Annotated in this window: 12 protein-coding genes; 6 read left to right on the forward strand and 6 right to left on the reverse strand. The window is 41.5% G+C overall.

Going from position 1 to position 11,804, the window contains the following annotated elements:
- Positions 1–214: 214 nt before the first annotated feature.
- Positions 215–1,027: an SDR family oxidoreductase gene (locus tag RMY32_RS00640; RefSeq protein ID WP_322710293.1), complete on the reverse strand. Its 813-nt coding sequence runs from the start codon at positions 1,025–1,027 to the stop codon at positions 215–217.
- Between the two features lie 363 nt (positions 1,028–1,390).
- Between RMY32_RS00640 and RMY32_RS00645 the strand changes: the two genes are divergently transcribed.
- Entirely contained in the window at positions 1,391–2,368 is a 978-nt protein-coding gene (locus RMY32_RS00645) for a threo-3-hydroxy-L-aspartate ammonia-lyase (protein WP_322710294.1), read from the forward strand.
- Between the two features lie 49 nt (positions 2,369–2,417).
- Here the strand turns inward: RMY32_RS00645 and RMY32_RS00650 are convergent, their stop codons facing one another.
- The 3 genes from RMY32_RS00650 to RMY32_RS00660 form a co-directional block, all read right to left on the reverse strand.
- Positions 2,418–2,831, reverse strand: a complete 414-nt coding sequence (locus RMY32_RS00650; RefSeq protein WP_322710295.1) for a hypothetical protein — start codon at positions 2,829–2,831, stop codon at positions 2,418–2,420.
- A gap of 534 nt (positions 2,832–3,365) precedes the next feature.
- Positions 3,366–3,761, reverse strand: a complete 396-nt coding sequence (locus RMY32_RS00655) for a type II toxin-antitoxin system VapC family toxin (RefSeq protein WP_322710296.1) — start codon at positions 3,759–3,761, stop codon at positions 3,366–3,368.
- Position 3,762: 1 nt separating this feature from the next.
- Positions 3,763–4,035 (reverse strand): prevent-host-death protein, encoded by a 273-nt coding sequence (locus RMY32_RS00660; RefSeq protein WP_322686299.1) that lies wholly within the window; start codon positions 4,033–4,035, stop codon positions 3,763–3,765.
- On the opposite strand from RMY32_RS00660, the gene RMY32_RS00665 reads away from it, so the two are divergent.
- Positions 4,035–4,211: a hypothetical protein gene (locus RMY32_RS00665; protein WP_322710298.1), complete on the forward strand. Its 177-nt coding sequence runs from the start codon at positions 4,035–4,037 to the stop codon at positions 4,209–4,211. The two genes, RMY32_RS00660 and RMY32_RS00665, sit on opposite strands and share 1 nt — an antisense overlap.
- 43 nt (positions 4,212–4,254) lie before the next feature.
- Here RMY32_RS00665 and RMY32_RS00670 read toward each other — a convergent pair whose 3' ends face one another.
- Entirely contained in the window at positions 4,255–4,473 is a 219-nt protein-coding gene (locus tag RMY32_RS00670) for a toxin-antitoxin system HicB family antitoxin (protein WP_322710299.1), read from the reverse strand.
- A 197-nt stretch (positions 4,474–4,670) separates the two neighbouring features.
- Between RMY32_RS00670 and RMY32_RS00675 the strand changes: the two genes are divergently transcribed.
- The 4 genes from RMY32_RS00675 to RMY32_RS00690 all read left to right on the forward strand — a co-directional run bounded on the left by RMY32_RS00675 (position 4,671) and on the right by RMY32_RS00690 (position 10,418).
- Positions 4,671–5,978, forward strand: coding sequence for an amino acid permease (locus RMY32_RS00675; RefSeq protein WP_322710300.1), 1,308 nt, complete (start codon positions 4,671–4,673; stop codon positions 5,976–5,978).
- Positions 5,979–6,109: 131 nt separating this feature from the next.
- Positions 6,110–6,655, forward strand: a complete 546-nt coding sequence (locus tag RMY32_RS00680) for an RNA 2'-phosphotransferase (protein ID WP_322710301.1) — start codon at positions 6,110–6,112, stop codon at positions 6,653–6,655.
- A 709-nt stretch (positions 6,656–7,364) separates the two neighbouring features.
- Positions 7,365–8,579: a lipid-A-disaccharide synthase-related protein gene (locus RMY32_RS00685; protein ID WP_322710302.1), complete on the forward strand. Its 1,215-nt coding sequence runs from the start codon at positions 7,365–7,367 to the stop codon at positions 8,577–8,579.
- A gap of 102 nt (positions 8,580–8,681) precedes the next feature.
- Entirely contained in the window at positions 8,682–10,418 is a 1,737-nt protein-coding gene (locus RMY32_RS00690; protein ID WP_322710303.1) for an ABC transporter ATP-binding protein, read from the forward strand.
- Between the two features lie 117 nt (positions 10,419–10,535).
- Here the strand turns inward: RMY32_RS00690 and RMY32_RS00695 are convergent, their stop codons facing one another.
- Positions 10,536–11,744, reverse strand: a complete 1,209-nt coding sequence (locus tag RMY32_RS00695; RefSeq protein WP_322710304.1) for a NupC/NupG family nucleoside CNT transporter — start codon at positions 11,742–11,744, stop codon at positions 10,536–10,538.
- Positions 11,745–11,804 lie beyond the last annotated feature (60 nt).

The following is an 11,804-nucleotide window of genomic DNA, read 5'->3' on the forward strand; positions in this document are numbered from 1 at the left end:
TGTGACTTTAGGCACTTTAGATCCCCCCTAACCCCCCTTAAAAAGGGGGGAACCGGAGTCAAAGTCCCCCAATTTATCGGGGGATTTAGGGGGATCTAAAACTTTTGATACCGACAAGAGGACTTTTCAAACATCCTCTAAACCCGCTTGATAGATTTTTTAGATGAAAAAATCTATCGAGCGGGTCTTATTGAAAAGAGTAGAAAATTTCGAGCTACCTCTTTTTTTGAAGTTCGTGCATACTTCTAACAACCTTTGTGACTAAATTTCTCGGCGTAAATCTGACGCTTTCAGTTAATATCTTATTTCTCATCCCAGGAACAACAACAGTTTTGTTTTTCATTAAGCCCCGATAACCAATTCTAGCGACAGTTTCCGTATCCATCATTCTGTTGACACTAGCAATCTTTGAATTTTCCATCGCAGCATTTTGTTGGAATTCCGATGCTGTTGGCCCTGGACAAAGAACAGTCACGCTGACACCTGTACCCTCTAATTCATTTGCGATCGCTTCTGAAAATGATAATACATAGGCTTTCGTAGCAAAATAAACTGCCATTAGAGGCCCTGGTTGAAAAGCAGCTGCTGAGGCGACATTTAATATTTTTCCATAGTTTTGCTCGACCATATCTTTAAGAAACAATTTAGTTAAATGAGTCAGACTGACCATATTTACCTGTAGCATTTTCAATTCAATGCTGAGGTCTGTTTCGTTAAATACTCCATAAGTACCAAAGCCAGCATTATTAACTAGCACATCAATCTTAATGGATGCTTGCTGTAGTTCTATGAAAATTTCTTCCGGAGATGTGGGAATAGATAAATCCTTGACAAAAATTTTGACACAAATACCAAACTTTTCGGGAAATTCATCTATAATTTTAGTAAGTTTTTCTTCATTCTTATCTACTAACACAAGATTATAACTATGACGAGCAAAAATCTGGGTTAATTGATAGCCTATGCCACTAGCCGCTCCTGTAATTAAAGCAGTTTTTTTTTGCCGACTTTCAGATGTTTTATTCATGCTAGAAAAATGGCGAATGTGAATTAATTAATTTAAGTTTTATAAATTTAGCTACAGCAATATATATTTACTGTAGCTATTTCTATGCAGGCAATAAATGATGCTATCCACCTGAAACAAGTATGCTTCAATCAAGGATATTAAACGCAAATATAAAAAACTGTATCTATATAAACAAGAGCAAGAATATTTAATCTCGCCATTATAATTCAGTACCCACAAGTCAGTATTTAAAAATAATCTAGTATACTTAGTATATTTATTATCAAATATTCTCCTGATTCTTTAACTATTCTGACTCCTGTTAGCGGATAGCTAAGGTTTAGCTCATTCTGACTCCTGAATTCTTACATATCATCATCAATGTCACAACCTAATTCCGTTACTATAACTGACGTGCAAGCAGCACAAAAGCGAATTTTAGGGATTGCTCACCGCACACCCGTGCTAACATCTAGAATCGTTAACGATCGCACCAATAGCCAAGTATTCTTTAAGTGCGAAAACTTTCAACGCACGGGAGCATTTAAATTTAGAGGTGCATACAATGCCTTAACGCAACTATCGGTAGCACAAAAACAAACAGGCGTTATCACCTATTCATCGGGAAATCATGCCCAAGCGATCGCTTTAGCTGGACAATTACTAAATATTCCCACCACTATTGTCATGCCTGATGATGCACCTGTTGTCAAACAAACTGCTACTCGTGGCTATGGTGCAGAGATAATTTTGTACAATCGCCAAGAAACAAACCGAGAAGAATTAGCCCAAAATTTAGCAGATGAGCGCTCTTTGACACTCATTCCCCCTTACGATCATCCCCATGTAGTCGCTGGACAAGGGACAACTGCTTTAGAACTGATCCAAGAAGTTGGTGAATTGGACTTACTATTAGTTTGTTGTGGCGGTGGTGGATTACTTTCAGGATGTGCGATCGCAGCCAAATCACTTTTACCTAATTGTAAAGTAATCGGGGTAGAGCCAGCCCTTGGCGATGATGCTACCCGCTCCTTTCACACCAAAACTCTGCAAACAGTCAAAAACCCTAATACCATCGCTGATGGCGCGCGGACTCCTAGCCTTGGTAAAATTACTTTCCCCCTAGTGCTGCATTATGTCGATGATATGGTGACGGTATCGGAAGAAGCGATTCTTCGCACCATGTTTTTCTTGTGGGAACGTCTGAAAATTGTTGTTGAACCCACTGGGGTATTAGCTGCTGCTGCTTTACTCGAAGGTGTGGTGACAGCACCAGAAGCGAGAGTTGGTGTCATCATTAGCGGTGGAAATGTAGATTTGGCGCAAGTTGGTAAATTGTTTTCTGTGGGATTGAATTGAAAACTTAAATTCCCAGCAAAGTTTCTACACAAATTGGGCATTTCTTCAGTTAAACTTTTACTTTGCCATTGCTATTCACACCAACAATCATTGACGGTGGCTCATTACTAACAATTGGCGATTCACCTCGCAATCCCTTGCGGCGTTTGTTTTTAGGAACTCCTCCCGCCATACCATACTCTACACTGCTTTTGCCATATTTAGCCCCGATGCCCATGAGTATGTGTTCTGTCATGTCTGCCAACTGCTGCTCTGTTTCTAACATTTCACGGTATATCTTATCTAGGTTAGAAAGCGCAGTGTTGTAAATATTTTCTTTATTTCGCATTGTCTCAATCAGGCTTGAGTACGCAAATAAAGTGAGTCCATTACTTACATCTAAGTTTGGATCGATTGAACTGATACTGGCTGCACGACGTGCTGCTTTTTCTAGCACTTGAGAAGTTCTTTTTAGTCTAGCCATAAAATCTACCTTTTAATGCAGTTATTTATTTGATTATCAGTTCTCGAATTCACTGATTTAAGCTTCTTTACTTTAAAAAACTTCCGTATCGATCAGCCTGAGGAAATTTCTGCAAATCTCTATTAACTTTTATTACACTGTAAATTGCTAATAAATCAGTAAATTACGCAAAAAAGTACTCAAACCCCAGTTTGAGAACTCAATATTAGCTTTTGAGTACTAAATATACTCAATTGAGTTCTCAAACCCCAGTTTGAGAACGCAAATCGCCTTATGAGAAGTTTTCAATTTATTACTCCTCGCGGGAATGGAAAAATTGAGCGCAGTTGGCAGTGCGATATCTTCTCTACGAGACGCTACGCGAACGATGGGCTTCCCCTACGCATCTGCTACTTTAGTATTGGATTGCAAAAGGGTGTTAGTTTCACCAAGCAACTGTTTCAAATAAGCGATGTCTACGACGGTCACTGAGCGCAGCCGAAGTGCGGGCTACACCTACGCATTCTTAGCAAATGTGTCAAATTGGAAAAAGATTTAACTAAATGGATTCAACGTGGATATACCACAACCCTCAAAATCTTTAATATTTCTAGTAATAAGTGTCAAAGAATGTATTTTAGCTGTTGCCGCAATAAATATATCAGCTTGCGAGCGCGGTTTACCTTGAGTTCTTAAAAAACCTCTCAATTCACCCGAACACTTGGCAATTTCTGAGGTGATGGGGAGAATTTGACAGTGAGTGAAGAGAAAGTTTTCAAACCAGTTTTGGATTCTAGCATTAGGCTTGGCTGTTAAACCATAATAAATTTCCTCAATTGTAATCACACTTAAATTAATAGATGTCACAGTAGCAGTCCATTCTGTCACCCCTGGATTTGGTATTGGGCGAGTTAATTCACTGATTATATTCGTGTCACAAAGATGGCTCATCCTATTCTTCCGTAAAAGGATTGTCGCGATCGCTTCGTGGTGGTATCTCTAAGCTATAGTTTTCTTCGCTACATAACTGCTGAAGTTCTTTAAAGACTTGAGCTAGAGATGTTTTAGCAGTTTTTTGCCGCCAGTCTAAAAATTCTTTAAAAAGCTCAGGGTCTACAATTGCAGCCACTAATTCCTCTTGAGTATAAATTAGCTGAGGTTCAAGACTTGTAGCATTAATTATGGAAGGTAGCTGTGCTTTGGCTTCTTCAAGTGTCCATTTCATTGGAAAAACCTCCAAGTTTTGGAAGTATTGCATATAAAGGCTGTTCTCAAGTTAGCTTATTTTCTCAAGCGATGTCTGGTGACAACAAGCAAAGCTTCTACGCACACTTCGCTGCCAAATTAGCGATGTCTACGACGGGCTACACCTACGCACTATTGATGATGGGGTTAATGTAGGCGATCGCCTCCAGTTATTGCTCACATCATCGCGCTATCAGCTTTATTCTGTCAGAGTATCAAGTTTAGCCAGTACTCTTAATCCTTCTTCTGGGTTGCCAATTTCAGCCATTGCTTTAAATCTTGTATGGGCATCGAATTCTGCTAGAGCTATAGTTGAAAGTTCTTCAATCAACTTATTAACACTGATGCCTTTGGCTTGAGCTAGTTGCTTCAATCTATTATGCTTATCGTCTGGTAAACGAATAGTTAAAATTGCCATTAATGTTTTTTCCTGCGTGGTCTATTTCATTAATAAAGTGCTACAAATGACATTTATAATCCAAAAATTGTGTTGATAATGAAATGGCGATCGCTTATTTTCCAAAAAAATTTGCTTGAAAAACCAGGAACATCAGGGCTTTTACGAATAAAGTTAACATATGTTAATATTATTTGGTTTAAGTACGGATATTCACTATGGTTCCCATAAAGACCGTTCTAAAAAATTCAGAGCAAGTCACTCGGTTGTTTTCTCATCTGGAATTTGATGGAAAAAAACTCAATCATCAACCGGGTAGTGTATTGGGAAGTACTGCATTGATTGCAGGAACCACTGTTGGGGCTGGGATTCTGGCTCTACCAGCCGTTACGCTGCCATCGGGTATTGTACCATCCACATCTGGACTGATTGCTGTTTGGCTCTACGCTTTAGTTTCAGGGTTATTAGTTGCAGAAGTTACCTTAAACACGATGCGAACAGAAGGGCTTTCAAGTATAGGTTTTTTAGGAATTGTTGAGAAAATCCTTGGTAAGGTGGGAGCGCGAATTGCTGGCGGTGCATATTTATTCATGCACTATGCTCTGTTGGTGGCATACATCACAGAAGGCGGAGAGATTTTAGGAGCGGCGGCGGCAAAAGTCTGGGGTATGCAGATATTGCCGATGTGGATGGGCACAATGGCTTTCACGCTCTTGTTTGGTGGCATTATGTATCTTGGGCGAGAAAAGTTTATTGAGAAATTAAACAGCGCCTTTGTCGGAATTGTCATTGTTTCCTTCTTAGGACTATTATTTCTGGGAGGAAGGCATATTCAGAGTGCCCAACTATTATTTCAAAACTGGAGTGCGCTTGGTAGTGCCATTTCAGTGATGTCTGTGGCGCTGTTTTTCCAAAACGTTGTGCCATTGGTTGTGACGCAACTCGAAGGAGATGCCCGCAAAATTCGTCAGTCTATCTTTATTGGTTCTGTAATTCCTCTAATTATGTTCTTGGCGTGGAATGCCGTAATTTTAGGAAGCGTCAGTCCCGATATGCTACATAGCACATCTGGCGGTACAAGTGTTTTCGATCCACTACAAATTCTTCGAGCAGGTGGCGCGGGGGAATGGTTAGGAGTGCTAGTATCCATTTTTTCAGAGTTTGCGATCGTCACATCATTCATTGGATTTGTGTACGGGTTGCTGGATTTGTTCAAAGATATTTTCCTACCTGCACAGTGGCAACTTTCTAGCCGCTTACCCCTCTATTCCCTGGTTCTTTTCCCGCCGATGACTCTCGGAACGCTCAACCCCAGCATCTTTTTTACTGCCCTAGATTACACTGGAACATTTAGTATTTCAGTTATAGGTGGAATTATTCCGGCGTTAATGAGTTGGAAGCAACGTGAAAACTCAGATAGCACAAATCAACCACTCGTTCCTGGCGGCAAGGTAACACTCATTGCGATCGTTGGAGTGGCATTAGCCATGATCGGAAGACAAATTCTGTCAATTTACACCAAATAAAACCATCAATAAAAATTATGTACTACAAAAAAATATAATTGTAGTACAAATATATTAACCACAATCAAACTGCAACATGAGAGTCAAATGACCAATGACCAATGACCAATGACCAATGACTACTTAATCAAATGAATGATTCTCGACTCGTCAAAATCAGCAAATATCTCAGCAAATATCTACGACATACACCGGATGCTATTGGCATTAAACTTGCTCCTGGCGGTTGGGTTGCTGTTGATGACTTACTTACTGCTTGTGCTAAAAACAAGTTTCCGATTACCCGCCAGGAATTACAGATGGTAGTTGAATTCAACGAGAAGCAACGCTTTTCTTTTGATTCTACAGGTAATCTGATTCGTGCGAACCAAGGACATAGTGTAAAAGTCGATTTACAATTAGAAGCTGTTGTTCCTCCAGATGAGCTTTATCACGGCACAGGACACAAATCTGTAGAGTCAATTCTGCAAACAGGACTTTGCAAAATGTCGCGGCATCATGTCCATTTGTCAAAGGATATAAAAACAGCAGAAATCGTTGGTGCAAGGCATGGAAAACCAGTGGTTTTTGCTGTAAATACTGCGGCAATGCATCAGGCAGGTTACATCTTTTATTGTTCTGCTAATGGTGTTTGGTTAGTCGATCGCGTGCCACCTGAATATCTACAAAAAATTTAAATTTTAACGTGAGTTCAACGAGTGCTATTTTGACCTCTCCCCCAGCCCCTCTCCTACCAGGAGCTACGGTGTACACACAAGTGTTGGTGCAGTGTATCTATCCCGCCTCGAAATAAATTCCGAGTCTCATAACCAAAGGCTTCTTTTAGAGGACTAAACTAAATTTCTTGTTTAGTCCTCTAAAAGAAGCCTTTAGCTTATCAGCCCGGAACTTTAGTTCTGGGCGGGATATTTGCTCAGTGACTAAAGCCAGCAAAAAATAGCTCGACAGTAGATGAAATTGATTCTATGTCGAACACCCAAGGGGTCAGATGATGATTGCAATACAACTTTTTTATAACTTTGTCGTCATTGAAAAGGACAAGAGAATTTGGTGACAAGGGGATAGATTTTCAACAAATCATTTCTTCTGTTGCCTTGTCTGATTGCGATCGATACTTAAAATAGCTCGTTCAATTTATGAACTCAGATCGATGTACCCATAGCGCTTGCACTCCCAATACTGTATTCTCTGATAGATTAGCTTTTGCAAAAACAGGGATTAGCAGTAATTCCATTCCGGTTGACACCTAAAAAAGTAACTTTGTAGATTTGTCTATAAAATTACAAACTCTCAATAGTAAAAATACTATCAATCTCTTAGCCTACTCACCCAATGTAGGTTAAAAATCTCACCAAACAAGCATTTTAGACCTATCCAAACCCCAAGATGCCTTCTAAGCGAATCTTGTTTATCAGTAACGGCCACGGAGAGGACAACCACACCTCTCATGTTATTCAAACCCTGCGCCAATTGTGTCCTTCAATTGAGATGGCGGCAATGCCGATTGTGGGAGAAGGAAAAGCTTACCGTAGCTTGGATATTCCCATTATTGGGCCCACACAAACAATGCCCTCCGGCGGATTCTTTTACATGAAACGCCTCTATTTGCTGAAAGATTTTCAATCGGGATTAATTGGGTTAACGTGGCGACAATTACAAGCGGTGTTGCAGTATGCTCCCAACTGCGATTTAATTATGTCTACTGGGGATTTTATCTCCCAGACGTTTGCTTACTTAACAAAGCGTCCCTTCGTTTCGTTTATCTCTTGTCTTTCTGCCCTTTATGAAGGGCGATTGCGGATCAATCCACTGCTGTGGCACGACCTTAATTCTTCTCGATGTCTGACAGTTTTTACTAGAGATTCCTATACGGCTTTCGATCTCCAACGGCAAGGTATAGCTAAGGCTCAGTTTGGTGGGATTCCGGCTTTAGATCGTCTTGTCCCTACTGGCAAAGACTTGTACTTAAAACCAGACGTTCCGGCGATCGCACTTTTACCAGGATCGCGGATGCCGGAAGCCGCACGAAATTTCAGTTTGCAGTTGCAACTGGTGATAGATATTGCCAAGGTGATGCCTTCAGGATTCCAGTTTCGCGCCGCCTTAGTACCAAATTTGATGGCGCAATTAGACGACATTGCTCAAAGTCAAGGTTGGCAACTGAATCAAGGTATACTCACCTATTCTCCTCCAGGAAGTTCGGCTGAGGAATCACCGCTTGTAGAAGTGAGATGTTACTCAGATGCCTTCAGTGATATCGTATATTACTCCGATCTCGTTATTGGGATGGCAGGGTTGGCAGTGGATTTAGCTGTAGCGATCGGCAAACCGATTATCCAGATTCCCGGAGAAGGCCCTCAATTTACCTATCAATTTGCAGAAGCGCAAACGCGGCTGTTGGGTATTTCGGCTCAAACCATCGGCACTAAGCCAGCAACCCCTGAAATTCTCAAGCAAGCAGCAAAACGAGTCGTTGAAACTTTACAAGATTCAGACTACCTCGCTAAATGCAAAGAAAATGGCCCTGAGCGATTTGGCCCACCCGGCGCATCTGAGAGAATTGCCCGCTTTATACTAAACTCTCTAGGAGAAACTGAGTAAAAATTGCGTCAGAATTTAGGAGTCAGCACGGTTGGGTAACATGGTGTGGTAGGCTAACGCCTTAATGCGCCTAACTCCTAACTCCTGAATTCTTACTTACCTATGAAAGTCCGCTCTAGTTACTGGCAACTGTTGCCTTATCTTTGGCCCCAATGGCCGCTGTTAATCCGGGGATTGGCTTGTATCTTAGGATTTGTGTTATTTACTCTAGCAGTACCCTATTTAGCAGGTCAGGTCGCTTTTTATCTTGGTCAGGGAAATGTAAACCAGATTGCCTACTGGCTCGGACTTGCTACTTTAGTATTTTTGATTCGAGGGCTTTGTCAATACGGGCAGAATGTCTTTATGATCGCTGCTGCCCTGAACATGGTTTTAAATTTGCGTAAGCGGGTTTATGCCCACCTGCACAAACTTGGATTAGATTACTTTGAAACCACACAGACGGGAGACTTGACTTATCGCTTGACTGAAGATATTGATCGCGTCGGCGAAATTGTAGACAAGTTATCTCATCAGTTTCTTTCCAATTTGTTGCAGTTAATTGCAATTCCCATTTACATGCTCTACCTGAATTGGCTGCTCACTCTTGCGGGTTTGATTTTGGCTCCTTTAATGGCTTGGTTAATCGGGCAATTTGGTCAGCGATTGCTTGTGCTATCTCGCCAGAGCCAAAATCAGGTTTCCAATTTGTCGGCGATGCTAACTGAAGTATTTAGCGGGATTCGCGTTGTTCAAGCTTTTGCAGCCCAAGAATATGAAGTGAAGCGATTCAATAAAGAAGCAGAAATCAATCGCCAAGCTAAGTATCGCGCTCTACAACTTAAATCCATTCAGTTTCCCGTTGTCGGTTTTTTGGAAGCAGTTAGTATTATGCTGCTGTTTTTATTAGGAGGATGGCAGATTTCTCAGGGACGGCTGACAGCTCAAGGGTTTATCAGTTTCTTAGCTGCTGTGGCTTTACTGATTCAGCCAATCGACCTGATGATTAGCAATTACAACGAGTACAAACAGACCGAAGCTTCTGTTGAACGCATCTTTGAACTGATGGCGAAGGAACCTAGTATCAGCGAAAAATCGAATGCTCAAGCAATGCCACGAGTTATCGGCAAAGTAGAGTATCGTCATGTCGATTTCGCCTACAATCCCGGTCAGCCAGTGCTTAAGGATCTCTGCCTAGAAGCTTCTCCTGGTGATGTCATTGCCTTGGTTGGTTCTTCTGGAGCAGGCAAATCAACATTAATTAACCTTTTACTTCGCTTTTATGACCCTCAGAGGGGTCAAATTCTGGTTGATGATATTGATATCCGTGATGTTACACTTACTAGCTTGCGCCATCAAATTGGCATTGTTCCCCAAGATGTTACCCTTTTTTCGGGGACGATCGCGGAAAATATCGGTTACGGTCAAGAAGAATTAGATTTAGCAGCGATTCAAGAAGCAGCCAAGATTGCCAACGCTCACTCCTTTATCACCCAGTTTTCTCAGGGTTATCATACCTGGGTAGGCGAACGGGGAGTTAACCTATCGGGAGGACAACGCCAAAGATTAGCGATCGCCAGAGCAGTTGCTAACGATCCGCGAATTCTCATCCTGGATGAGGCCACCTCTGCCCTCGATTCGGAATCAGAAGCACTAGTTCAAGAAGCACTAGAACGAGTGATGCAAAATCGTACCGTGTTTATTATCGCCCATCGTTTGAGCAGCGTTCGTCGAGCTGATTGCATTCTCGTCATCGAACAAGGAGAGGTGGTAGAAGCTGGTACTCACACTTCCCTCCTGTCTCAAGAAGGACGGTATGCCCGTTTTTACGCTCAACAGTTCTACTCTACAGATGAGTAGTAATCTGTCAATAAATAAATGAGTAATGAGTAATACCCATTACTTATTACTTATTACTCATTACTTCAAAATTAAAGACAGTTGGAGTCGGCGATTTATCGCGTTTCTCTAACTTTTTCAAATCAACACCCCAGCAATACAAGCGGTGATAAAACCCGCTAACAATCCGCCAATCATTGACCTTACACCCATACGAGCTAAGTCATGCTGCCGATTAGGTGCTATCCCCGCAATGCCGCCAATGGTAATGCCAATTGAACCGAGATTTGCAAAATTACATAATGCGTAAGTTGTAATAATTACTGCACGTCGAGAGATTTTTCCACCTTCAATTAGTGCTTTCAAATCCAAAAAAGCAATAAATTCATTGAGAATTGTTTTTGTACCCAATAAAGCCCCAACTTGCCGACAATCAGCCCAAGGTACACCCATTAGCCACGCCACGGGAGCCATAATCAAAGACAAAATCCACTGTAATGAGAGTTGTTGTAAGCCCACAAATGCCCCCAACCATCCCAAAAGGGCATTCAGGGCAGCTAATAATCCTAAAAAGGCGATAATCATCACCCCAACGTTAACTGCTAGCTTCACGCCGTCAATTGCTCCGGTGGTAGCAGCATCAATTACATTTACATAATTGGTTTCTATATATGCTTTTGCTTTACCAGCCGTCTCTGATATTTCTGTTTCTGGGTAAAGTAATTTTGATACCACCAAGGATGTAGGAGCAGTCATAAAGAAAGCAGCAATCAGATGTTCTGCTGGGATGCCAAAGGAAAGATATGCTCCTAGTACTCCCGCCGCAATTGTGGCAAAACCACCCGTCATCACGGCATGGAGTTCCGATTGCGTCATATTCGCGATATAAGGTTTAACTATCAGCGCCGCCTCTGTTGGCCCCAAAAAGATGTTACCCGCACAGGATAAAGATTCAGAACCCGATGTTATCATTGTTTTCATCATTATCCACGCCACCACATTTACGACTCGCTGTAAAATGCCGTAGTAATACAAGACGCTAATGAAGGCAGAGAAAAAGATAATTGTCGGCAGCACTTGGAAAGCAAAGAAATGATCTTTAAAATTTTCTCCAAAGACAAATTTTGCCCCAACATCAGAAAAGGCTAAAAATTGACCGACAATATCTCCCAGAGATTTAAACACATTTAAACCCCAAGGAGTTTTCAGAATCACAAGTGCAAACAAAAATTCCAATCCCAAACCCCATACGACTATGCGCCAACGCACTGCCCGACGATTAACAGAGAAGGCGTAGGATATACTGAGAAAAACTAAAATTCCTAACGCAGAGATAGCGCGTTCCATGTTTACTCCCGGAAGGTATTGTTAAAGCACTTAGTCACAGAGCATACACAAAATCTGCCT

The organism is Nostoc sp. ChiSLP03a (genome assembly GCF_034531215.2).
Lineage (GTDB): Bacteria > Cyanobacteriota > Cyanobacteriia > Cyanobacteriales > Nostocaceae > Nostoc.